This window comes from Peribacillus simplex (genome assembly GCF_001578185.1).
Lineage (GTDB): Bacteria > Bacillota > Bacilli > Bacillales > DSM-1321 > Peribacillus > Peribacillus simplex_A.
On record NZ_CP011008.1, the window covers coordinates 5,290,797 to 5,315,210 of the forward strand.

Sequence of the window (24,414 nt, forward strand, 5' to 3'; positions counted from 1 at the left end):
ATATTGCTCCCCTTTCCTTCTATTAGTAAGCCATGACTGGTGATTTTACACGGAATGACTGAAAAGCACCCTTTGGCTCGGATGGATAAACCTCTTTACCTGCCAATTGATTGATAATAATGGAATTTCGGAATGCCCCTAATCCTAGATCAGGTGCCCCCACGCCATGCGTATGTACCTCGCCATTTTGAATAAAAAGATGATTCGCTGTAGAGATGGTCGTTCCAATCCGATAGTCTTTCGTAATTGCAAGACGGCCCAAATCATCGCGGATTAAAAGCTCTTCCATGGTGTCAAGAAATGCCGGAACGGTCGATTTATAGCCCGTTCCAAAAACAACAGCCTCTGTATCCACATCAAATTCACTTTCTTCCACCCATTGTGAACATTTCAATGTCCAGCCATTTTCAGTTGGCTCTACGGATGCAACTTCCGTCATCGCCCTAAGTTCAATGGAAAGCTCTGCATTTCCAATCGATTTTTCATACATCTTGTCAAAAATCGCCGCAATTGTTGTCGCGCTGATTCCTTTATACAAGAGGTCTTGTTTTGGTAAAATGTCATCCTTCTTTTCCTGTGGCAGCCGATAAAAGAAATCAAGGTAATCCGGAGTGAAGTACTCCAACCCAAGTTTTGAATATTCCATAGGGAAAAAGCCTTTGGACCTCGTATACCAGTTTAGCTGGTAGCCATGCTTCTCCTGCTCATTCAGAAGATCTTCAAAGACCTCGGCCGCACTCTGTCCAGATCCGACAACCGTGATGGATTTTTTCTTCAGGATATTTTCTTTGTTCCGTAAATAATCGGCCGAATGAAGGATGCTCTCTCCTTTATATGGACTAAATGCAGCCGGTACAGTCGGGGCACTTCCAATTCCCATGACTACATGGCGGCTATAATAGACTTCGATCTTTTGTGTTTGTTCATCCCTTACACTGATTCGATAGCAGGTTTCATCTTGATTCCCTATATACTCCACCGCCTCTACCGCTTTTCCAAAACAGCAGCTATCAAGTTGATTGGCAGTCCAGCGGCAATAGTCGTTATATTCTTTTCGTGGAATCAAGAATTTTTCAAGGAAGTAGAAATGATAAAGCCGGTCATGCTGCTGTAAATAATTCAGGTAACTATATCGACTTGTCACATCTGCCATGCTGACTAGATCAGCAAAGAACGGTACCTGCAGCGTTGTCCCCTCCAACAGCATCCCTTCATGCCAATTGAATTCCTGCTTTTTCTCAAAAAAGACGGCATTCAACTCCGGGGTTTTCTCCAAAAGGGCTGCAAGTCCAAGATTAAAGGGACCTATCCCTATCCCTACCAGGTCATAGATAGATTGTTGCTTCTCCATACTTCCACTTCCTCTCGAAATTCTCCCGTGTACATGCCATGAGTAATGCTGTTTTGTCAGGGAGCTCAATTTCTTTAATTGGGGTAAACCCACACTTTTCAAATAGATGAATCATCTTTGCGTTCCGGATATCCGGTTCTGCCATCACCTTTTTTGTTCTAGCAGTAAGTAGTTGGTATTTCACCATTGCACGTAAGAACGGCAAAGCCAGTCCTTTTCCAAGATAATCTGGATCACCAATGAGTAAATGAATGCCTTGATCTCCCTCTTCGGACTGATAATAATCTTCGATGATATCGCCTTTTACCCAATACGATTCCCAATAGCTCATTGGGATTGAGTCCAGGCAGCCTAAATAGAGTGTTTGGTGTGCATCAGCCAATGCCTTTTGCAAATGAACAGCAAATTTTTCTTTTGTGAAATTCAAATTCCAGTATGGTATCACATGATCTTCATGCATCCATTTATGCAGTGTATCTAAATCCCTCTTAAATTCAACTTTGACGAATGAAAGCTGTTGATTACAGTCCTTCAGCATTTCTTCATAACTATTTTTCATGGACGGCTAAAACCCCCTGCGCGAATGGGTTTTCAATGGTCGTATAAACGGATTGCGTCTCAAGTGAACCAACAAGTTCATCCATATCATGAAACCGCGTCAGTAAATTAGCCTTACAAGATAATTCCCGGGCATGAAGCAACCTTGCAATAACTCGATTCAACCCCTCATCCCCGCTTTCCCTGCTGCTTGTTTCCAGTTGTTCCTGAACGAGCTGTAACAGGGTTTTCTCTGATACTAACCCTTCCGTACCAAAATTATTGATCAAGCCTAATAAGTGATTAAAAAAGAAATAGTATTGCAGTCTTTCTTCAGCGACTTCATCAGAACAAATCGTGAAGCTTTTTTCACTTAGTTCAGGCAGGATCTTCAACAGCCTGTCCACTTTGGACTCACAGTAGTAATACCCTTGATTATCGCGATAATAAAAAGTGGATGGATACCCATCTTGAAGTTGAATGATGGAATTTTGTTGATGGGCTTCTAAAACGATTCCATACACTTCAAATAGCCAAAGCATCGGTTTTAATGTCATTGAAAGATAAGTTTTGAACCAATCCTTACTTACCTCTTCGGTACTGCGGTTTTCATCAGCTGATAATTTGCGGATGATCGCTCCAAGCCTTGATGGTGCACCATAGGCATTATCCTGGCACAAGCCTGCAATCAGGCTTGCTTGTTCATTGTTTTCATAAAAAGGGTTTTCCCGGATATCAACATCGAATCCTGATTCTTGTTCTGTTGTTTTGATCGTTAGATAAGCAGGGTCCTTAATAATACGGAAGGAGGGATGCTGTTCTTTTAGCGCGTCTCCCACTTTTGAATCGATTAATTTAGCGATTTCCACACCACGATCAAGTTCTTTTTGCAGATTTGCACGTAACGAATTCGTGATTTTGACCGGAACGGAAAATTTGTACATATATCTCGATGTGGCACTATATACCGTTCTAAAAGAAGAGGTAGCCGTGAATTTTTTCCCAAGCGGTCCCACGTAAATTAGTGTTCCTTGCTCGATAAGCCTTTTAACTTCTTCTTTTTCGATAAGCACTTTTGCCTGGAGCGGATGTGCTGGGATAATGCTATACCGGCTTTCCGTTTGGCAATACGTGTCACGGAATTCACTGGAAATCTCCAAGTCACCGGCTAGTTCCTGTTTAATGATTTCACTTGCCGATCGGACTTCACTAGAATCTTGGATGACGATCGAAGGCTCTGCCAGGAAGTAGTGCAGCTGAAACTCAGCTTTTAATTCGGGTGAATAGATCCATTCATCTTTTTCTGAAATGCCCTGCTTACTTTTCGGCGTCGGATGGAACAGGTGCCCGAATAAAAGCGACTGCTCCGCTTCGATATAGGTGAAATCGGGACTTTGAAGGGCATCAGCGTCTTCGGTCCTGGCTTCGACATACCGTTGAATATTTTGGCTGCTCAGGATGACACGCAGCATCAATTCATCTTCACTATCCGTCCGGCCCTGCTCATTCAATAATTCTTTAGAAACGATCGAGACCATCGTCACATAATCTAATTCACGTACTTGTTTGGATGCATTTTGGTAGTAAATCGGGAATGTAAAAATATGACGCCCCGTTTCCGACCAATATTTAAGCGGAACTAGCAATGCAATATCTTGGGATAAGAGATTACTGACTAATAATGAATCCGGAATAGAACCCTCCAAATCAGGCCAGTTCTTCGTTTCCTCCAAACTGCAATTTCCAGTTTCCCGGAAATAACAATTCAGAAAGCTTTGCATCGTCGCCCTTTCAGCTATCTGCTTACCATTCATCTTCATTCCTCCATCATCTTGAACATTTCACCTAATACTCGGATTTCGTCTAAAATTCCCTCTATGTGTTCAAGCCTTGTCATTGGATTCAATAGTGTCATTTTTAAATACACCCGTCCGTCAAAACGCGTTTTTGCTAAAAATGCCCGTCCGCTTTTCAGTAATTCTTGCTGAATCTGTTTATTTAATAGATTCACTAACTGATCACTTTCTCCCTCGGGATTATAACGGAATACAACCGCATTCAATTCAGGGTCTTTATTTAATACACTGAATCCTTCCGCTTGATCGATCTTCACAGCCACTTCACGCGCAAGATGACAAGTATAGTCAATCATTTCGGCAAAGGTATCCAGTCCGACAACCTTCAATGACATCCAAAGTTTCAGTGCATCGAACCTTCTCGTCGTTTGCACCGATTTATTGACCAAGTGAACCATGCCCTCCGCTTCATCTTCCTGTGGATTCAAGTAATCGGCGTGATGCTGGATATATTGAAATGAGTTGGTATCCGAGACAAGAAAGGCACCACAACTGATGGGTTGGTAGAATAATTTGTGAAAATCAACCGTAATCGAGTCTGCCAGTTCAATTCCGCTGATTAACTCTTTGTAATCCTTACTTAAAATCATCGCGCCGCCATATGCGGCGTCCACATGCAACCATATCCCATTCTTCCTTGCTGCTAGGGATACTTCATGTAATGGATCGATTGAACCGAAATCCGTCGTTCCGCAAGTAGCAACGATAGCAAATGGAAGTAAACCCTGTTCCTCTAAAAGCAGTAACTCGTTGTTTAATTCACCCATAGACATACGATGATTTGAATCCGTTTTAACCGTGATCACTGCCTGTTCTCCAAGCCCCAGCTGTGCCGCTGATTTACGAACTGTAAAGTGGGCAGCCTCGGAGCATAAAATCCGCAATTTTTTCGCCTCGACCGGCAAGCCATGCTGTTGAACATCCACATCCCAGTAACGCTTACAATAAGCGTCCCTCGCCAATAGCAGTCCCATATAATTAGATTGGGTTCCACCGCTTGTGAAAATCCCATCCGCTTGTTCAGGCAACCCTACCTGACTGCACAGCCAATCTATTAAATGCTCTTCAACGAAGGTTGCCGTCGAGCTTTGGTCCCATGAATCCATGGATTGATTTAACGTACCGATAATCATTTCGGCAGCCACTGCAGGTATTATTGTCGGGCAATGCAAATGTCCGATACAAGTAGGGCTGTGTACGTTGATGCTGTCATTAATAACAAACTCTGCAAGCTCAGCAGCTACTGCTTCCATTGTCTCCCCTTTTAGGGAAGCGAGGGTCACCTCGTTTAACCTTGCTTCTATTTCATTCGGTTTTTTTCCAGAGTAAGCCAGATTGTTCCCCTTTAAAAAATTCGTCAGCTTTTTTTCTATGATTTTTAATGACTGGCTATAATTATTGAAACCTTCTTCGTTGTTCAAAAATAATGGAGAATAGGCAAAATCAGTTTTAGTTTGAGTTTTAGTTATCATTTCGATCATTGATCATTCACCCTCTAGCAACAGCTGCACGAACAGCCTGTTCAAAAATTGCAGTTGCTTCATAAAGCTGGGATTCCGTTACGATCAATGGAGGCAAGAACCTCACTACACTTCCATGTCTCCCGCCAACTTCCAAAATCAACCCTCTTTGAAAACATTCCTGCTGAATGGCACTGGCAAGTTCCGAATCAGCTGGATGGCTTCCATTCGCATTTTGCGGTTCTTCATGGTTGACCATTTCCACACCGACCATTAATCCACGGCCTCTAACATCCCCGATTTGCTGAAAATCCTTTTGCAAATCTTTAAGAATATTACTTAAGGTTTCTCCCATTTTAGCGGAATGATCCACAAGATTCGTCTCTTTCATATACTTTAAAGTTGCTGTTCCCGCTGCCATCGCCAATTGATTTCCACGGAACGTACCGATATGTGCACCTGGAGACCATATGTCCAACTCTTTGTTATAAATCACAACCGATAATGGAAGACTCCCCCCTATTGCTTTTGATAAGACCAGAACATCCGGAACGATTCCTGCATGTTCAAAGGCAAACATTTTCCCTGTCCGGCCGATACCGGATTGAACTTCGTCGATAATTAGCGGAATTCCCTTCTCTTTTGTTATTCTTCTGATTTCCTTAAGCCATGGAATTGGAGCGGGAATGGAACCACCCTCTCCTTGTACTGCCTCTAAAATCATTCCTGCTGGTGCCAATAAACCGGACTCAGGATCGTTTAGTAGATTTTCGATATACTGACTACTGATTTTATGGCTCTCTTCTCCGCCAATTCCAAAGGGACAGCGATATTGATAGGGATACGGCAGGAAATGTACATCCGGCATTAACCCTTGTATTTTTTCCTTTGGTTTTGTATTACCGCTGATTGACATGGTTGCATGGGTTGCCCCGTGGTAAGCCCCTTGGAAGGATAAAATGCTTCTGTTGCCTGTGGCTGTTTTAACTAATTTAAGTGCTGCCTCAATGGCATCTCCGCCAGTAGGACCACAGAATTGAATTTTTGCGTTTTTTCTGAATTCTTCAGGCAGGCTTTCAAAAATTTCATCAACGAACTGCTCCTTGATTGGTGTCGTAAAGTCCAATGTATGTAAAGGCCGTTTATCCTTAAGAACTTTTTCCATTGCTTCAAGCACAGCCGGATGATTGTGTCCGAGTGCTAATGTTCCAGCGCCGGCAAGAAAATCAATATATCTTTTTCCGTCCATGTCTGTTAAATAAATTCCCTCCGCTTGATCGATGGCCATGGGTAATCTTCTAGGATAAGATCGGGCATTTGATTCCCTTGTGTTTTGTTGTTCCAGTAATTGATCATTTTTTGTAAGCATGTTCGTTACCATAGTGAGCCTCCATGTATTAAATTAATTGAGAATAATTATCATTATCATGCAATTCATTCTACTGACAATGATAATTATTCTCAATAAGTAAATCCGCTCATTTTTCTTCTAGTAATTTCCAACAAAATTATGAAAAGGCTAAAATTGGGACTTGATCCCTATTTATACATTAAACAGAAAATTAATCTTTAGGTTTTATATAGTTGTGTTTCTAAGCTAAGTGAAGATGAAAATTTTGAAAATGAGGAGTCACCAAAGAATGGTTTGAAGGGTGGCGGGAATGGCTTTTTGACAGTAACCACAACTTAAAAAGCACCTTACATTATTGTTATTTATTAACGTTAGTCATGTTATTCCATAAAGGGCCCTATAATGGAATATGCGAAAGTGCTAAGTTCTTTTAAAATGATATTGTTTAAACAAACTATTACCAGTTTAGAATAATAGGGATTCTTTTTTATTGAATTGGCGTAAAGCCTTCCATTACTTTCGCCGATGACTTTAGACCAAAACCTTAAACTATATCGTTTTCCGCCTTCCTTATACTTTAACCGGATTATTCCGCCACCTTTTATTAATTTTTAGCTGCTAATCAATATAAAATACCCTTACTTGGTATAAAATAGTAAAATAGAGAGGTAAATGAACCTCTATTCAGAGGGATTGTTTACTTGTTTATCATTTGAAATTAGAGGGTAAAGATTTTCACTATTACTTTATCGATCGTTCAGCTTCAATTTTGTCAAAACGTGTCGGTGTCAGGGGGGGAACGGATGAAAAGAAATCATACGATGATGCAATTTTTTGAGTGGCATCTTGAGGCGGATGGTTCTCATTGGGACAGATTGAAATACGCAGCCTCTAAGTTGAAGGATATAGGAATTGATTGCGTTTGGCTTCCGCCAGTTACCAAAGGGCAATCCGTTGGGGATAATGGATATGGAATATATGACGGTTACGATTTGGGGGAATTTGACCAAAAAGGAACCGTTCGTACCAAATACGGGACCAAAGATGAATTGCTGCAAGCAATAGCCACTTGCCATAACTACGGACTTTGCGTTTATATCGATTTAGTCATGAACCATAAAGCAGGAGCTGATGGAACCGAAAAATTTGAAGTGATTGAAGTCAATCCAGACAACCGGATGGAAGATATCTCAGAACCGTTTGAAATGGAAGGCTGGACAAAATTCGATTTCCCGGGCCGTAAAAATAAATACTCTGACTTTAAGTGGAACCATACTCATTTTAACGGTACAGACTATGATGCCGAAAACGACAAAATGGGTGTATTTCGAATCACAGGCGAAAATAAGCACTGGAATCCGCATGTCATCGATGAATTCGGAAACTATGATTATTTAATGTTTGCCAACATCGATTACAGCCTGCCGGAAGTTCGTCAGGAAATGATTAGCTGGGGAAAATGGATGGTTGATACGTTAAAGTGTGATGGTTTTCGTTTGGACGCCGTTAAGCATATCGATTATGAATTCATCAATGAGTTCCTTAAAGAACTCATTCCTTATACAAAGGAACATTTCTTCATGGTCGGCGAATTTTGGAAGGCGGATGTTAAAGCTTGTCAAACATACTTAGAGCACACCAATCATGACCTCAACTTGTTCGATGTTTCCCTGCATTATAAATTTCACGAGGCTTCAAAAGCAGGAGCAGACTTCGACCTCTCAACCATCTTTGATGATACCCTCGTCCAAACCAATCCGGCACAGGCCGTCACTTTTGTCGACAACCACGACTCCCAGCCTCATGAATCACTGGAGTCTTGGGTAAAGGACTGGTTTAAACCATCGGCATATGCACTTATCTTACTTAGACTTTGCGGTTATCCCTGTGTCTTTTACGGGGACTATTATGGAATCGGCGGGCCTTCTCCGGTACCTGGAAAAAAGGATATTCTAGATCGTCTCTTATATGCTAGGTATGAAAAAGCTTATGGAGAACAGACGGACTATTTTGACGATCAAAATACGATAGGCTGGGTCCGGCTCGGGGTTAAAGAGCTAGAAGGCTCGGGGTGTGCCGTCATTATCTCAAATGGAGATCACAACAGTGAAAAAAGGATGTTCGTCGGTGAACATCGAGCTGGTGAAACCTGGAGTGATTTAACCTATCATAGAGATGACCACATTATCATTGAAGCAGATGGTTTCGCGACCTTTCCCGTTCATGGGAAAAGCGTATCCGTATGGGCATTAAATGATGTACCACTTAAAACGACACCACTCTAAAATTAGATAGCAAGGAACAGCATGTCGTTTGGAGATGTGCTGTTCTTTACTGATGACATCGCCCTTGAAAACCCAGGAGTATCATTCCTTCACAATGCAATTGGATCGTTACCCACAGAAAGATAATTTTTCCATTCGAAGCAATCATGGTAAGATAAGGGAAAAGGAGTTGAAGGAACGTGAAAAATGAAATCATTGAAAGATTCACTTCTTATGTTAAAGTGGATACCCAATCGAATGATGCAAATCCCTCATGCCCCTCTACACCCGGACAGTTAACCTTGGCAAATACATTGGTCCAGGAACTTCAATCAATTGGGATGAAGGAAGTCACAATGGATCAGAATGGTTATGTCATGGCTACCTTGCCAGCCAATTCAGATAAGGATGTCCCAACAGTTGGATTTTTGGCTCATATCGATACAGCTACGGATTTCACTGGGAAAGATGTAAAACCGCAGATCGTTGACAACTATGATGGTAAAGATGTTACTTTACATGAAAAATTGGATGTCATCCTCTCACCTGATGATTTCCCTTCGCTTAAGAATTATGAAGGGCATACCTTGATAACGACGGATGGTACAACCCTGTTAGGAGCGGATAATAAGGCTGGCATTGCCGAAATCATGACTGCCATGGATTATTTGATCCAGCATCCGGAAATCAAGCATGGAAAAATCCGTGTTGCCTTTACTCCCGATGAGGAAATCGGAAGGGGACCCCATAAGTTTGATGTAAATGCGTTTAATGCCCAATTTGCCTATACCGTGGACGGTGGACCGCTTGGGGAACTTGAATACGAGAGCTTCAATGCAGCATCGGCCAAAATCCTGATCAAAGGGACGAATATTCACCCTGGTACCGCTAAAGGAAAAATGGTGAACTCGGCTAAAATCGCCATGGAATTCCATAATAAGCTCCCAGTGGCAGAAGCACCGGAATATACGGAGGGTTACGAAGGATTTTATCATCTGATTTCATTTCACGGTGATGTGGAAGAGACCAAGCTTTCTTACATCATCAGGGATTTCAACCGCCAAAAATTTAATGATCGTAAGGAATATATGACAAAAGTCATCGAAGATTTAAAAGAAAAATATGGGCAAAAGCGTATCCAGCTTGAATTACACGACCAATACTTCAACATGAAGGAAAAAATTGAACCCGTGAAGGAAATCGTGGATATCGCCCATGAAGCAATGGAGAAACTCGGTATAAAACCTTTAGTCTCACCTATACGCGGTGGTACTGATGGATCTCAATTATCGTATATGGGATTGCCGACACCTAACATCTTTACGGGCGGCGAGAACTTTCATGGCAAGTATGAATTTATTTCCGTCGACAATATGGTACTGGCCACAAAGGTGATTGTTGGCATTGCCTCGCTCCTTGAAGAAAAAGCGAAGTAGCTTGATACGAAATGACTTTATTGAAAAACCCCCCGACTCCAAGTCTGGGGGTTTTTCATCCAATATTAAGCGCGACTCCAGTGACGGTGCTTGGCAATTGCCTCGATAAAGGCAGTACCACTATTATTATCCGTAACAGCTACAATGCCTGAGGCTGGATCATTGGAAACGATGCCTGCCTTCGATAAGATCTCGGCTCCTTCTTTTCCTGCACCAATCGCTTTGAAATGATTGTAGGCTTCATCAACAAAGTAAATTGGTTCCTTGGATGCCTTTAAAGCCTCGACACTCTCCTGGCCTCCTGCCACATATACAGCATCGAAAAGTACCGAATCGGCTGTCAGGAATGTCTGATTCACCTCGGCCTGCTGCCCTTCAGAACTTGTAATCACTCCAAGATTATAACTGATGATTTGAGCAGTTATACCTGCTGATTTAAAGGATTCCAAAACTTGATTAACCTCGGATCCATTGAAGCCATCTGCAGCCAAGATGGCCACTTTTCTTGATACGGCCGTGTTCACTTTCATTTGCTCCTGGCTTAAAGCCGGAGAAGCTAAATCCATTTTGACTTCACTCTTGTTTGTTGGAGGATTAACTCCCACTCCAAAAGCGATTGTTTTTGCCAGTTCGACATCAACATTGCTGAACATCTCGACAATTTGCTGCTGAACGTCCTTACTTTTCACTTTTCCCACTTCAAAGTGGAAAGCCTGAATAATATGCTCTTTCTCCACTTCCGTCATGCTATTCCAGAATAGTTTAGCTTGGCTGTAATGATCCTTGAAGCTTTCACTCCGTTTACGGACCTTCCTGCCATCGACTTTTTCCTGATAATGTGCATAGCCGCCTTCCTCTTCTGAAGCAGGTTCTGGAGAGTTACCTGCAAGGGAATTTTTGTGGTAGCTGACCGGTCCGGGATTTATTGACATTCGGTGCATGCCATCGCGTTGATTATTATGAACGGGGGCAACCGTCCTATTAATCGGAAGCTCATGAAAGTTTGGGCCTCCTAATCGGGATAGCTGGGTATCGGTGTATGAGAACAAACGTCCCTGAAGCAGCGGATCATTTGAAAAATCAATACCCGGTACAACATGCCCCGGATGGAAAGCTATCTGTTCCGTCTCTGTAAAAAAGTTATCTGTATTTTGATTCAAAACCATTTTCCCGATTATTTTCACCGGGATTTGTTCTTCCGGCCATAGTTTAGTAGGATCAAGGATATCAAAGTCGAATTTGAATTCATCTTCTTCCTTAATCATTTGCACGCCGAATTCAAATTCTGGATAATTTCCAGTATCTATTGCTTCCCACAGATCTTGACGGTGAAAATCAGGATTTTTCCCTGCAATTTTCTGCGCCTCATCCCAAACAAGGGATTTAACTCCCAGTACAGGCTTCCAATGGAATTTAACGAAATGGGCCACACCTTCTTCATTCACAAAACGGAAAGTGTGGACCCCAAACCCTTCCATCATCCGGAAACTTCTTGGTATGGCCCTATCAGAAAGATGCCACATGATCATATGTGCCGTTTCTTCATTGTTGGCGACGAAGTCCCAAAAGGTATCATGGGCAGACGCGGCCTGAGGTATTTCATTATGAGGCTCCGGTTTAACCGCATGAATTAAATCCGGGAACTTAATGGCATCCTGGATAAAGAATACCGGAATATTATTTCCGACCAGATCATAGTTTCCTTCCTCGGTATAAAACTTTGTAGAGAATCCCCTGACATCACGAACCGAGTCTGCCGATCCGCGTGAACCTGCTACCGTGGAGTAACGAACAAATACTGGTGTCTTGACTGAAGGGTCTTGAAGGAACTTTGCCTTTGTATATTCGGCCATCGGCTCATATACCTGAAAATATCCATGTGCTCCGGAACCACGCGCATGGACAATCCGTTCAGGAATACGCTCATGGTCAAAGTGAGTCATTTTTTCACGGAAATGAAAGTCCTCCATCAAAGTTGGACCACGGGTTCCCGCTTTCAAAGAATGTTCATCCTCTGAAATGCGCAAACCTTGGTTAGTCGTCATCTTTTTCCCGTTGTCGTCCACTCGATATTGTTCCAACTGCCGTTGCTTACTTTGTTCATCGATTCTTCCGTTTTCATTTTCTTTTTTCATCCTTTTCATTCCCCTCCATATCTTAGAAATTCAGTTTAATTCGTGTTGTATGTACTTACTTTAAAATTTGAAACAATTGTGTAATCCTTCCTCATATACCACTCTCATTTGACGGCTAAACAGAATTCAGAAAAAGATCCTTCCCGTCTTCAAAAAACAAAAAATCCCCAGTTTTGAATCACTGGGGACGTAACGTAATATTCTTAAGGTCAATTTTTCATTATATTAAAATACAAATAAAAAAAGAAGCGGAAAGACAGATTTTCAGCTTCCCGCTTCTTTTTTATTCGGCACCTTTAGTTCTTAAAGGCCTCTGAAACCTTCAAAAGTTTCCCTTTTACTTTCGTATTTTTCATCACTTTCAAGACAAGCGGTCCCTTTTCATTCAATATTTCCACATAAGAAACATTATCCTGAATCGTAATGATCCCGATATCCTCAGCATTCACTCCATCAATCTTTGCGATAGTTCCGACAAAATCAACAGCCCTGATTTTCTTTTTCTTTCCGCCATTAAAATACAGCTTCATGATTTGTTTATTCAATTTTTCACTTTTATCTTTTTTTATCTTTGGACGAGCTTCCAGTTTTGCTTCGAAATCCATTTTTTTATTGGAGACATCCTCTTTTGATGGAACGGGCATCTTAGGGATTTCAAAACCGATATATCCTTGAATCTCAGTAAGGAATTTGTCTTCGTACGGCGTCACAAAAGTAATGGCTTTTCCTTTTTTACCTGCACGGCCCGTTCTTCCAGTTCGATGTACGTAACTTTCCTTTTCCAATGGCAGGTCATAGTTAATCACATGGGTTATATTGTCGATGTCAATTCCGCGTGCAGCAACATCTGTCGCAACCAAATAGCGGAATTCACCTCTTCTGAATTCATTCATCACTGCAAGACGATCTTCCTGAAGCATGCCGCCGTGAATCATATCACAAGGATATTCCTGATCCATTAGCATTTCACATACTTGGTCGACCCTATCTTTCGTCCGACAGAAAATGATGCAGCTATCGGGGTTTTCCGTGATGGTTACATCTCTAAGCAGGGAAAACTTATCATCCTCTCTCACTTCAATAAGAGCATGTTCAATTTTTTCGGTCGTTAACCCCTTAGCCTTGATTTCAATATCCAAAGGATCTTTCATATACTGCTTACAAAGCTTTTTTATGCTCTCAGGTAACGTAGCGGAGAACAGCATGGTTACTCTTTCTTTAGGAAGCTCTTTAATGATGGCCTCCACTTGATCAATGAAGCCCATATTCAGCATTTCATCCGCTTCATCAATAACTAAATGAGTTAAACGTTCCAGGACGAATGTCCCTTTCTCGATATGATCCAGAACACGCCCCGGGGTTCCAACGACTACATGGCTCTTTTGTTTCAATTCCGCTTTTTGCAAAGCGAATGGATGTTTTCCATAAACCGCCGTTGCCTTTATCCGTTTAAATCTGCCAATATTCGTAATATCCTCTTTTACCTGTACAGCAAGCTCACGTGTCGGTGTTAAAATAAGCGCCTGAGGCTTATTCTCCTCCCAATCGACCATTTCGCATATCGGTATGCCGAATGCAGCGGTCTTGCCACTGCCTGTTTGGGATTTTACGACAAGATCCTGCCTTTTCAATGCCACTGGAATCACTTCGCGCTGTACTTCGGTTGGACGTTGGTAACCCAAGCTTTCTAATGCCCTTACAATTTCATCACTTAATGTATAATCAGTAAAATTCAATTCATTCATATAACAGCCTCTTTTGTTATTTAGTATCTTACATTATTGTTTCCATAATCATAATTTCCTTATACAAGGTTCTATTATACGCGATATGAAACGATAAACCTTGTAATAACCAAATTCAATTGACTTATTTCAATATAATGAATCTTCATCATCATTAAAAAGGTTGGTCATTCCGGATTCAATGATCTTGATTAATCAAAATGGACCCAGCTTCTTTCAATATGCTAAAATATGTATGATATTAAAGCGGAAACAGCGTAGATTAAAAGCCGATATCCAAAAGGAGTGCTGATTTATGATAATCGTAACGAATAGAATCAGAGTCAAAAAAGGTATGGGGGCAGTCATGGCCCCAGGATTCACTGCTCCAGGTCCACTTGATACTACGGAAGGCTTCGTAAAAGTTGAAGTATTATTAACGCAGAACTTATCGGATCACGATGAACTAAGCGTTAACATGTACTGGGAAAGCCTTGATAACTTTACTGCTTGGAGAAATAGCGATGCATTCAAAGCTGCACATAAACGGCCTGAACCAAGTTCCGGTGAAGCTAAAAAAGAATCTCCAATTCTAGGCAGCGAGCTAACTACGTATGAAGTCGCCTCGGTAAAAGAAATAGCTAAATAATAAAATCACACCAAAAAAGGCCGCGAAATATGGAGGCTGCTGAAAAGCTCACGTTTTTCTAACTAGTACGGTAAATCAAACTAAAAAAAGACGATTCTCATTCGATACTTGAATGGAAATCGTCTTTTTTTGCTTCTGTGTGTCACTTTTTTAGGCCATTAATTTCAATACTCTTTTCAAGTTAACGGTGAAAATAGCCATTGCTCCTTGTAATTCCATGCCAAGTAGACCCGAGGACTTTGCAACATCATACCCGTATCTTTGTTTCAATTCACTGTTTTTCGCTTCTATTTTATACCGTTCTTTTGATTTTTCTTTAAAATACTCACTTTCTGGAATGTAGCCTGTTCTGTATGTTCATTGGATTTAATACTGACAAAATAGGTCTTCTGGAGCCATGCCGAGGAAATATTTAAAGGACATGTCATACCTGGAACGCTCAACTATATCCACATCTGATAGGTCATGAATGGTCTTGAGCAGCAAATATTTAAACATACGTATTGGATCGACAGCATTCCTACCGTTATACAAGACAGTAGTTGTCCCTCAATTCTTCCAACACAAAAGACAAGTCAATAAGTTCATTGATCTTGCGTAACATGTTATCCTTTGGAACCACTACATCATAAATGGCCATATATGGACTAAAAACCATAGACGTTTGTTTTTGAATCATCGTACTCACCCACATAAATTTTTTACCTTTGATTATAAAACAAAAAAGGTAGATTTCCTCAGAATAAACGAGAAAATCTACCTCTATTGGTTCGAAGGGACTTTTTCAGTGCCCTCGAAATATCCGGCTTCTTTTTAATGGGGTTTATGGCTTGGTCCCACTTGGTAAATTATTGGGCTTCAGCTTTCTTGATTTGTTTGCTTCTTAGCTGTCCGCAAGCTGCATCAATATCCGTTCCATGTTCTTGGCGGATTTTACAATTTACGCCTCTCTTTTTCAGCGTATCATAGAACGAGAGAACGGACTCTTTTTCACTTCTTTGGTATTGGCTATGCTCATCTACAGGATTATATGGAATCAGGTTGACATAGAGCCGATGTTTTTTGTCATCAAGAAGGTCGGCGAGTTGCTCGGCTTCTTCTTGATGGTCATTGACATCTTTCAATAGGATATATTCAATCGTAATTCTCCTATTCGTTTTCTCTAAATAATAATCAAGAGATTTCATTAATTTTTCTATCGGAATACCTCGGTTTATTTTCATGATTCGTGTCCTAAGTTCATTATTTGGCGCATGTAATGAGATGGCCAAATTCACCTGTAATTTAGTATCGGTGAATTCATAAATCTTGTTGGCAAGACCGCTCGTCGAAACAGTAATCCGCCTAGCAGCGATAGCAAGACCCTTATGGTCCATGAGCACCTTCAAAAAGTCTATCATATTTTCAAAGTTATCGAACGGCTCACCAATACCCATTACAACAACATGGCTTACAACATCCTCTTGTTCCAATTTATCTAGATGCAATTGAACGTTCATGATTTGTTCCACTATTTCCCCGCTGGATAGATCACGGCTTTTGGCCAATAATCCACTGGCACAGAAACTGCAGCCAATATTACAGCCCACTTGGGTGGTGACACAAACCGAAATTCCGTATTTATGTCTCATCATAACCGTTTCGATAAGGTTTCCATCCTGTAATTTAAACAAGAACTTGATCGTACCATCTGCTGATTCTTGCTTAACGTGCTCAGTCAAAGTCTGGATGACAAAGTGCTCTTCAAGTAATTTTATGCACTCTTTATTAACATCCGTCATTTCAGAGAAACTCGTCACACGTGTTCTATAAAGCCACTCCCAGACTTGGGAAGCTCTGAATTTTTTATGGCCATGGTCCAAAAGCCATGCTGTTAATTGTTCGAATGTTAAACCATAAATGGACTCTTTATTCATTCGTTACCCTCTTTTCATTTCATTAAGTTTTAATTTTTAAATTCACCGGGATTAACTCTTTCATTTATGATATGGTTCATTTCTATTTATCCGAAAAGCCCGATATATTTGCTCCAATAGAACTAGTTTCATTAATTGATGCGGAAAGGTCATTTTAGAGAAGGAAAGGGCATAATCACTTCTTGAAACCACCTCAGTGCTAAGCCCAAGAGACCCGCCAATAATAAAGGCAATTTTGCTCTTTCCATAAGTGGCGAGCTGATCGATTTGAGTGGCCAGCTGCTCGGAAGTAAGCTGTTTTCCATTGATTTCAAGCGTTATTACGTAGGTGTCCGGGCTGACTTTGGCCAGGATACGTTCACCTTCCTTTTGCTTTACGATGTCCATGTCCGCAGCACTCAGGTTCTCTGGAGCTTTTTCATCCGGTACTTCAACAAGTTCTATATTAGCATAGGCACTTAACCTTTTTGTATATTCAGCAATTCCTTGCTTTAAGTATTTTTCCTTTAGCTTGCCAACAGTAATAATCGTTATTTTCATATATATCCTCTAACTTTCACTATGTTTTTACTTTCAGTTGTTGGATTTTTGCCTATCTTATATCATACCTTAGAGTGGCCTATAAGCAAAACAAGCATATCCTTGCCAATTTTTAATGAAGGGGTTCCATGGCCCTTAAAGTAAAAACCGCTGCCCCTGAAAGCGGCAACGGTAACCTTCACTATTTACCAGGTAGTGAGTTGTGGTTGATTTCCCCTCCAGATGCTCGCTTTCCGCGGGGCGGGCGGTGAGCCTCCTCGGCGTAAACGCCTGTGGGGTCTCACCTGTCCCGCTGCTCCCGCAGGAGTCTCGCACTTCCGCTCCAATCAACCTTAAATAGTTTCGTTTTAAAAACAACAATCTTTACGAAAAGAGCCTTTATTTTTAATGTTCATCGTTAAAATGTGGATGGTCCTATGTTCAGCTTCGATAAGGATTATGATTGATTTTCCAAGGATCCACTTTCCTAAATGGCCATTATTGTTTATACAAAAATGCTTTTATCTACAATAATTCTACCCTCCAGTTCATTCTTCGGAAAATGTTAAGAACAGGTTAAGAACAGGTTACAAACATGTTATCCACAATAGTTATCCACATATCCACAAAAACTATCCACATCTTGTATGGGAATATTAGTTCCCTACTAGATATATTGCCATGTTTCGACAATATTCACAGGTTGTTGATAACTGTTTTTCTTCAGAAACCAGCGTTAAAACAGGATATGTTTCACATTCGTATACCACTTCATCCAGCGCCATGTCCACGTGTTCCTGACAGCAATATAATTTCATCTTTCATTCCTCCTTTCTCACTCATTACTCCAAGTACTTATTCCCAATTATCCACAAGTTACGTGAAATCTCTAATTTCAGTATATATCCACAGGTAATCGTAACAAAAAATAAGAAAATCACAAGGAAATATAAAAGACAGGAAGCAATGACTGCCCCCTGTCCTTTCCGTTTTAGATTTCGCTGCTTGAAAGCTTGACTTCCGTAGTTTCTTTCTTTCCGTCACGGTAATAAATGATTTTAACTTTATCACCGATTTTCTTATCAATGTAAAGGTATTTCCTTAATTCCACGACGTCATGGATTTTTTCATTATCCATTCCCACAATGACGTCAAATTCCTTCAATCCTGCTCTAGATGCAGGAGAGTTGCTTTGAACGCCTGTTATTGCAACACCCGCAGTAACTTTCCTTGGCAACTTTAATGTATTTTTCTGATGGTATTGGGAAATTTCCTTTACGGATGTTAAGTTCACACCCAAGTATGCACGTTTCACTTCACCAAATTCCTCAATATCATTAATAATTGGAATAACTGAATCAATTGGAATGGAAAGACCGATTCCTTCCACCGCATTTTCTGCTATCTTCATGGAATTTATTCCGATGACCTGCCCTGACATATTAACGAGTGCTCCCCCGCTGTTCCCAGGGTTAATCGCCGCATCGGTCTGGATGACCTCTGCATTCCAATCGACTTGTCCGTCCTCATTGATATCCACCTCTATCGTACGCTCCAAACCGGAGATGATCCCTTGTGTAACTGATCCGGAGAATTGGAGGCCTAATGGGTTACCGATGGCAATCACGGGCTCACCTGGTTTCAATTTGCTGGATTTTCCGAATTCAGCAATGGTTTTGACTTTATCACCATTCACGACAATGACCGCTAAATCGGTCCATGGGTCACTACCTTGTAGTTTAGCTGGCAATTTAGTGCCATCACTTAATGTCACTTCCAATTCATTAGCGCCTTCAATGACGTGGTTATTCGTAACAATATAGGCCTTGCCCCCGTCTTTTTTATAGACGACACCAGAACCAGTGCCAGCTTCGGCTGAACTGTCCTCGGCGTTGCCCCCTTGACCCCAGAAGTTCGTTTTCTGAATGTTAGAGATGCCGACCACTGCGTCGCTGGCCTTATCTACAGCATTGGTGACGGCACTTGTTACATCTACAGTAAGGTTTTCCTGGGACTGCTTAGTGGGCTCACTCCCCGTTGATTTTTCCGTTGTAGTTTCGTTATTTAACAGTCCACTTCCCGGAAAAAATAATAAAATAAGTAAAGCCCCAATGATGGCGCCTCCCAAGCCAGCTAAAAAATAGCTCGTATTGCTCTTTTTCCGTTTATTTTGGTTCTCATCATTCTGATCATAATAACCCAAGACCGTTCCATCCTCTCATTTTAGGAATGAATTATAGCAATTCTATTGTTTGGTATCCTCCCTCAATTATACTCATTTACCGAAAATTTTCTAAAAAAATGTATACTTTTATTTAAAGGGAAATTTAAAATTGACCAGGTTCAGCCATTTTCTTTTTCCTATACAGTTCTAACCAAACGATACCCCTTTTAATCCGAATAGTAACTTATGAATCGAAATTTTAAAAATAAAAAGGAATGAACAAGGTATCCCTCATCCATTCCTTTTATTTATAACGTAACAAGTTCCGTTGGTCTTTTTGGATCAGTGTCATATAAGGAGAATTGATCACCAACGATGATCCCCTTTGTTTTTAAGGTCTGTTCTACCGACATTCTTGCTAGATCCTTCATATTGTTATCAAGACTTAAGTGAGCCAAATAAATCCGCTTGGTCTTATCACCGGCCACTTCACTCATTGCAAGGGCTGCATCTTCATTACAAACATGACCAACATCACTTAAAATCCGGCGCTTAATGCTCCATGGATATTTTCCCATCCTCAACATGGACACATCATGGTTACTTTCGAATACATATGCATCGGCATTCGAGATGATTCCTTTCATCCGATCACTTACATACCCTGTATCAGTGATGACCACTAGTTTTTTGTCTTCATGATGAAAGACGTAAAACATCGGCTCTGCCGCATCATGAGAAACACCAAAAGATTCTATATTAAGACTGCCGAACGTTTTGACCTGTTCCATTTCAAATGTGAATTTTTGTTCGGTTGCAATTTCACCGATTGATCGTTCCATGGCATTCCATGTCTTTGCATTCGCATAGATCGGGAGTTTATGTTTTCTGGCAACCACGCCCAGACCTTTAATATGGTCGCTGTGTTCATGGGTAACAAGGATACCGGATAACTTCGACATATCACGGCCTATATCCTGAAACAATGCTTCCAAAGCCTTACCGCTTAAGCCGGCATCGACAAGGAAAGATTGATCCTCCGTTTCCACGAATAAGGCATTTCCTGTACTCCCGCTTGCGAGAACACTAAAATGCATAGTCATCTATACTCACTCCAGTATTTTTTCTTCTGTATTTAATTCAATGACCTCTCCATCAATAGCATTCACGAAGAGATCCGTTTTGTCATTAAGGACCACCCACCATGTTGGCACAAGTAAATGTGATACAGATGTCGTCTGCAGCGAATTATAAAAACCTAGTTTTACATTCGTGACTTTGCTTTTGGGATCAATATCACCATTATCATATAAAGCTCCAATAGCAGTTAAAGCAGGTATCAATTCCTTGGGTTTATTGAATTTTTTAATCCCCTCTAAATACATCTGTTCATAGGAGACGATTTCACCCTTTTTGTTCAGATATAAAGTGACCTTGCCCTTACTATTGTTATAAAACATCTTTTTATCTTCCACTTGATAGCAGATGATGGTCTGACTGATTTTATCATAGCTCCAAAAGTGATAGTCAGCTCCATTTAATATATACTCCTTCAGGAATATATCAAGGTCTGCAGCATGAATTTCCGCTTTCATGCTAACCGGTGTTTTAAATGTACCTACGAGCTTCTTATCATCGATGATTTTTGCTTTTTGATTTTTCAGGTCCTGTATATCTTTCTTCTCGAAAGTCTTGCTTTGGGCAATTAGGAATTGATCCAACTTTTGTTTCGGAAGTGGGGTTTCTATTGAAATCTCATCTTCTTTCAAGATTTCATCTATAGAAGACTCCGTGAAATTTTCTATTTGGTAGTCATTAATCTTTTCCAGGAATTGATAAAGAAGAAAAATATTCAAAATGAAAAAGACCATGATGAAAATTGACTTTGTATTATTCCAATCCACTTTGATCGCCTCCCGTATCTCCAGGCACAATAAACCATTTATCGCCGATACGATAATACCAAGTGGGTACAAGTGTAACTAGTGTAACAAGTTTGGAATCCAGGGATTTATTCAGTTGATAGCCAATCGAGATGTCCTCCACGCTCTTAAAGTCGATATTATCTTTCGATTTCAACTGATTCAAGACTTCTCTACCACTTGGTAAAGTCTCTACCGATTCTTCTGAAGGGAGGACTGAGGCAAGTGAAAAGTACGGGCGCTCGTAGCTATAAATTTCTTCTTTCCCCCAAATTTGCTCGATTTCAGTCATTCCGGATTCATTGAAGGCCGGATAACCATTTACGAATAAGCGGAATACCACTCGTTGCTCATTCTCCGACATATAAGCAAAACGATAATTATTATCTTCCCAACCAGCATGATCATTGATGAAATCAATGCTCTTTTGCAGAAGGTCACCGGAACTGTCAAATAACTTGTCCTTTTGTGCCGGATTGATATAAGAAATTAGGTAATTCTCTTTATTGATCGTCATCAGTCTTGTTCCATCCGTGTATTCCTCACCGGTCGAAACAGGTTCTTGGCGTACATACTTCGGATCATTAAATAATGCATTTTTTAGGTTTCCAATATCCAAATTGTCAATATAATATTGAAGTTTGTTGACCTCTATGGATTTTTCCGGAACGAACAACGTCCTTTTGCTGTTTATGGTTTCGGCCGTGTATTCAGGGTGCTTACTGTAAGAACCCGTATAAAAATCATCCATGAAATCTCTTAGTCTTTTAGAGTCGACCATACCTTGATATATCTTCTCTTGATCGTAAGAAACAAAATAAACGGCAGATTCATTACCGCTGATATCCTTTTGTTTAATGATGATCCGATCAAATGAAAAGCCAGGCACGTCCTTATCGGTAATATTCAATACCGTTTTATAGAGGGAAATGGGCACATCATCGGAAAATTCGATTTCAATCGACCCATCTTCATGGACAAAGTCATCAAATTTCCTTTGCAGCCTTTTTACGGATATCTCTTTTACGCCGGTAAAACTCCATTGCGAAAATTCTTTTTCCATTTTATTTATTTCCACCGGATTGGAAGTCTGGAAATGTTGCCCATTTCCATGAAAAAGGATACTTACTGGTTTAACTACATCACTAACAATCTGGACATCGCTTTTAATCTTTATATAATTCGATTGGTCACCAAATTTATCATATTCAGGCTCATACGTCCAAATGCTCCAAGTCAAAAAAATGCTTGTCCCAACCAAAATAATCAGTATGATACTTTTTGCACGTTCAAAATTCATGACCAATCATCCTCTTCTTCCTGTTCGTAAGGAAGTGTAAAGAACACCGTAGTTCCTTTTCCATCCACACTTTCCGCCCATATTTTCCCGCCATGCGCCACGACCATTTCTTTTGCGATCGCTAAACCAAGCCCGGTCCCGCCCAAATTCCGCGACCTTGCTTTATCCACACGGTAGAAGCGGTCGAATATTTTATCAATGACGTTTTTCGGGATGCCCACTCCTTGATCTGTAATGCTCACAATGATAAAGCCATCCGAAGCCCTGACGCGGAAAGTCACTTGACCCCCTTCAGGTGAGTACTTCAACGAGTTGGAGATTACATTATAGAGAACCTGGGTGATTTTATCTTCATCAATATCCACGAAATAAGCTTCCTTAGGCACATCACGCTTAAACGTGATGTCATCATTTTTCGTCATTTCAAAACGATCGATGATATGGTCATAGAATTTATTGAAATTCACCCAGCCCGTCTTAAGCCTGTAATCTTTACTATCCATTTTCGAAAGCTGTAACAGATCATTAACAAGCCTGATCATTCGCTCCGTTTCATTTTGGGTAACACTTAAAAAGGATGGAGCGATTTCCTCGTCCTTCCAAGCACCTTCAGCCAATGCTTCCAGGTAACTTCTCATCGTCGTTAGCGGAGTTCGTAGTTCATGTGATACGTTGGCAACAAATTCCCTGCGTTCGCCCTCGATTTTTTCCTGCTCTGTTATATCATGCAAAACAGTAATCAAACCATTAACGAATCCCGTTTCCTTTTGAATGACCGAAAAGTTCCCCCTCAAAATGAAAGGCCGATTTTTTTTGCTGTAATCAAGGATGACGGACTCTCGCTCTTCCAGTAAATCCTCAAATTTAAACTCTTCTTCAAGACCCAAAACCTCGATGATCGGTTGGTTCATGACGGTTTCACGCGAAACATTCAGTAATTGTGCCGCCGGTTCATTAATCAAGTTCACCCGACCGCGCCTATCAGTTGATATTACACCGTCCGTCATATTGGAGAGGACGGATGAAAGCTTACGGCGCTCTCCTTCTGTGCTTGATTGCGACTCTTGAAGCTTTTTAGTCAAATTATTGAAAGTGACGGCAAGCTGGCCAATTTCATCATCGCCATATACCCTTACTTTTCTTGAGAAATTCCCTTTCGCCATCACCAAGGCCTGTTTTCTCATATCCGACATGGGTCGAGTGATCGTTCGTGCGAGCAGGATCCCCAAGATGGCCGTAATGACCAAGGCGATGGCCGTACCCGTCATGAAAATACCATTGATTTCATCCATCTGTTCAAAGACATTCTCCATCTCTGCTATTACATAGACGGCGCCAATGACCTTCCCATTTGCTTCAATGGGTGTCGAAAGAACCCAGAGCCGCCTGCCGGTTTTCTGATCTCGAAATACGTCACTTTCTTCTTTTCCATTAATCAGCGTATTTTTAATAAGGACTTCCGTTGTCTTCTTCCCTACAATATCCTGGTTACTTCGGGCTGAAGTTCCAATCACACGCCTGCTGCGAGTGTCAATGACACGTACTTCCGAAATATCATTCGAAGAATTATCCGGGTCTTTCAATATCATTTCAATCGCTTCTTCGAGGGTTGGATCTTCCTCTCCCCTCTCTTTTTCCATTTCTTCACCAATACTGTAGGTAAGCAGGTTAACGTGACCTTTAATTGATTTCGTGAAGTTCCCGACAAGATTTTCTTCCAATTCCCCAACAAAATATACCCCGATTATCTGCATCGCTACAAAAATGAGCAACACATAAATCAGAACAAATTTAAAATGGATTGAGCGAAAAAAACCAACCTTTTTCATA

General features: G+C 40.9%; 18 protein-coding genes and 2 pseudogenes. 3 read left to right on the plus strand and 17 right to left on the minus strand.

What is annotated here, in order from left to right; translation table 11 throughout:
* Positions 1 to 22 precede the first annotated feature (22 nt).
* From UP17_RS24830 to UP17_RS24850, 5 genes are read right to left on the minus strand one after another with little or no spacing between them, the layout of a single operon-like run.
* A complete protein-coding gene (locus tag UP17_RS24830) occupies positions 23 to 1,351 on the minus strand; it encodes a lysine N(6)-hydroxylase/L-ornithine N(5)-oxygenase family protein (protein ID WP_061465889.1) in 1,329 nt (442 codons plus the stop codon).
* Positions 1,326 to 1,910, minus strand: coding sequence for a GNAT family N-acetyltransferase (locus UP17_RS24835; protein WP_250211731.1), 585 nt, complete (start codon positions 1,908 to 1,910; stop codon positions 1,326 to 1,328). Before UP17_RS24835 ends, UP17_RS24830 begins: the two co-directional genes overlap by 26 nt.
* Complete coding sequence (locus UP17_RS24840) at positions 1,900 to 3,702, minus strand: IucA/IucC family protein (protein WP_061465890.1); 1,803 nt, start codon at positions 3,700 to 3,702, stop codon at positions 1,900 to 1,902. The genes UP17_RS24835 and UP17_RS24840 overlap by 11 nt, the downstream gene beginning before the upstream one ends.
* 2 nt (positions 3,703 to 3,704) lie before the next feature.
* Positions 3,705 to 5,225, minus strand: a complete 1,521-nt coding sequence (locus UP17_RS24845; RefSeq protein WP_250211732.1) for a pyridoxal phosphate-dependent decarboxylase family protein — start codon at positions 5,223 to 5,225, stop codon at positions 3,705 to 3,707.
* 7 nt (positions 5,226 to 5,232) lie between these two features.
* Positions 5,233 to 6,585 (minus strand): aspartate aminotransferase family protein, encoded by a 1,353-nt coding sequence (locus UP17_RS24850; protein WP_061465891.1) that lies wholly within the window; start codon positions 6,583 to 6,585, stop codon positions 5,233 to 5,235.
* Positions 6,586 to 7,358: 773 nt separating this feature from the next.
* Here UP17_RS24850 and UP17_RS24855 point away from each other — a divergent pair.
* Positions 7,359 to 8,840: an alpha-amylase gene (locus UP17_RS24855; RefSeq protein WP_061465892.1), complete on the plus strand. Its 1,482-nt coding sequence runs from the start codon at positions 7,359 to 7,361 to the stop codon at positions 8,838 to 8,840.
* A 179-nt stretch (positions 8,841 to 9,019) separates the two neighbouring features.
* A complete protein-coding gene (gene pepT, locus UP17_RS24860; protein WP_061465893.1) occupies positions 9,020 to 10,255 on the plus strand; it encodes a peptidase T in 1,236 nt (411 codons plus the stop codon).
* Between the two features lie 65 nt (positions 10,256 to 10,320).
* On the opposite strand, the gene UP17_RS24865 is transcribed toward pepT, so the two are convergent.
* Both UP17_RS24865 and UP17_RS24870 read right to left on the minus strand, forming a co-directional pair.
* On the minus strand, positions 10,321 to 12,390 hold the full coding sequence (locus UP17_RS24865) for a catalase (RefSeq protein ID WP_061465894.1): 2,070 nt from the start codon (positions 12,388 to 12,390) through the stop codon (positions 10,321 to 10,323).
* 296 nt (positions 12,391 to 12,686) lie between these two features.
* Positions 12,687 to 14,135, minus strand: a complete 1,449-nt coding sequence (locus UP17_RS24870) for a DEAD/DEAH box helicase (RefSeq protein WP_061465895.1) — start codon at positions 14,133 to 14,135, stop codon at positions 12,687 to 12,689.
* A 295-nt stretch (positions 14,136 to 14,430) separates the two neighbouring features.
* On the opposite strand from UP17_RS24870, the gene UP17_RS24875 reads away from it, so the two are divergent.
* The gene (locus tag UP17_RS24875; RefSeq protein ID WP_061465896.1) at positions 14,431 to 14,763 is read left to right on the plus strand and encodes a heme oxygenase; all 333 of its coding nucleotides are present in this window, start codon (positions 14,431 to 14,433) and stop codon (positions 14,761 to 14,763) included.
* A 150-nt stretch (positions 14,764 to 14,913) separates the two neighbouring features.
* Here the strand turns inward: UP17_RS24875 and UP17_RS29645 are convergent.
* The 10 genes and pseudogenes from UP17_RS29645 to walK all read right to left on the minus strand — a co-directional run.
* A pseudogene (locus UP17_RS29645) lies at positions 14,914 to 15,152 on the minus strand (transposase); the annotation flags it as partial.
* Positions 15,148 to 15,442: pseudogene (locus UP17_RS28085) on the minus strand (transposase); the annotation flags it as partial. The pseudogenes UP17_RS28085 and UP17_RS29645, both read right to left, overlap by 5 nt.
* A 169-nt stretch (positions 15,443 to 15,611) precedes the next feature.
* Positions 15,612 to 16,679, minus strand: a complete 1,068-nt coding sequence (gene rlmN, locus UP17_RS24880; protein ID WP_061465897.1) for a dual-specificity RNA methyltransferase RlmN — start codon at positions 16,677 to 16,679, stop codon at positions 15,612 to 15,614.
* 60 nt (positions 16,680 to 16,739) lie between these two features.
* The gene (rlmH, locus tag UP17_RS24885) at positions 16,740 to 17,219 is read right to left on the minus strand and encodes a 23S rRNA (pseudouridine(1915)-N(3))-methyltransferase RlmH (protein ID WP_061465898.1); all 480 of its coding nucleotides are present in this window, start codon (positions 17,217 to 17,219) and stop codon (positions 16,740 to 16,742) included.
* A 635-nt stretch (positions 17,220 to 17,854) separates the two neighbouring features.
* The gene (locus UP17_RS27170; RefSeq protein ID WP_081108964.1) at positions 17,855 to 18,016 is read right to left on the minus strand and encodes a CxxH/CxxC protein; all 162 of its coding nucleotides are present in this window, start codon (positions 18,014 to 18,016) and stop codon (positions 17,855 to 17,857) included.
* A 173-nt stretch (positions 18,017 to 18,189) separates the two neighbouring features.
* Entirely contained in the window at positions 18,190 to 19,401 is a 1,212-nt protein-coding gene (locus tag UP17_RS24890; RefSeq protein WP_061465899.1) for a S1C family serine protease, read from the minus strand.
* Positions 19,402 to 19,670: 269 nt separating this feature from the next.
* Entirely contained in the window at positions 19,671 to 20,465 is a 795-nt protein-coding gene (locus UP17_RS24895) for an MBL fold metallo-hydrolase (protein WP_061465900.1), read from the minus strand.
* Positions 20,466 to 20,471: 6 nt separating this feature from the next.
* Positions 20,472 to 21,266: a two-component system regulatory protein YycI gene (locus UP17_RS24900; RefSeq protein WP_061465901.1), complete on the minus strand. Its 795-nt coding sequence runs from the start codon at positions 21,264 to 21,266 to the stop codon at positions 20,472 to 20,474.
* The gene (locus UP17_RS24905) at positions 21,253 to 22,584 is read right to left on the minus strand and encodes a YycH family regulatory protein (RefSeq protein WP_061465902.1); all 1,332 of its coding nucleotides are present in this window, start codon (positions 22,582 to 22,584) and stop codon (positions 21,253 to 21,255) included. The genes UP17_RS24900 and UP17_RS24905 overlap by 14 nt, the downstream gene beginning before the upstream one ends.
* Positions 22,581 to 24,413, minus strand: coding sequence for a cell wall metabolism sensor histidine kinase WalK (walK, locus tag UP17_RS24910; protein WP_061465903.1), 1,833 nt, complete (start codon positions 24,411 to 24,413; stop codon positions 22,581 to 22,583). Before walK ends, UP17_RS24905 begins: the two co-directional genes overlap by 4 nt.
* Position 24,414 lies beyond the last annotated feature (1 nt).

Coding starts and splice junctions, on each gene's coding strand:
- UP17_RS24875 (WP_061465896.1), top strand. CDS start 14,431: ATGATAATCGTAACGAATAGAATCAGAGTCAAAAAAGGTATGGGGGCA.
- UP17_RS24865 (WP_061465894.1), bottom strand. CDS start 12,390: ATGAAAAAAGAAAATGAAAACGGAAGAATCGATGAACAAAGTAAGCAA.
- UP17_RS24845 (WP_250211732.1), bottom strand. CDS start 5,225: ATGATCGAAATGATAACTAAAACTCAAACTAAAACTGATTTTGCCTAT.
- UP17_RS24895 (WP_061465900.1), bottom strand. CDS start 20,465: ATGACTATGCATTTTAGTGTTCTCGCAAGCGGGAGTACAGGAAATGCC.
- UP17_RS24905 (WP_061465902.1), bottom strand. CDS start 22,584: ATGAATTTTGAACGTGCAAAAAGTATCATACTGATTATTTTGGTTGGG.
- UP17_RS24830 (WP_061465889.1), bottom strand. CDS start 1,351: ATGGAGAAGCAACAATCTATCTATGACCTGGTAGGGATAGGGATAGGT.
- walK (WP_061465903.1), bottom strand. CDS start 24,413: ATGAAAAAGGTTGGTTTTTTTCGCTCAATCCATTTTAAATTTGTTCTG.
- UP17_RS24855 (WP_061465892.1), top strand. CDS start 7,359: ATGAAAAGAAATCATACGATGATGCAATTTTTTGAGTGGCATCTTGAG.
- UP17_RS24840 (WP_061465890.1), bottom strand. CDS start 3,702: ATGAATGGTAAGCAGATAGCTGAAAGGGCGACGATGCAAAGCTTTCTG.
- UP17_RS24835 (WP_250211731.1), bottom strand. CDS start 1,910: ATGAAAAATAGTTATGAAGAAATGCTGAAGGACTGTAATCAACAGCTT.
- rlmN (WP_061465897.1), bottom strand. CDS start 16,679: ATGAATAAAGAGTCCATTTATGGTTTAACATTCGAACAATTAACAGCA.
- rlmH (WP_061465898.1), bottom strand. CDS start 17,219: ATGAAAATAACGATTATTACTGTTGGCAAGCTAAAGGAAAAATACTTA.
- UP17_RS24850 (WP_061465891.1), bottom strand. CDS start 6,585: ATGGTAACGAACATGCTTACAAAAAATGATCAATTACTGGAACAACAA.
- UP17_RS24870 (WP_061465895.1), bottom strand. CDS start 14,135: ATGAATGAATTGAATTTTACTGATTATACATTAAGTGATGAAATTGTA.
- UP17_RS27170 (WP_081108964.1), bottom strand. CDS start 18,016: ATGAAATTATATTGCTGTCAGGAACACGTGGACATGGCGCTGGATGAA.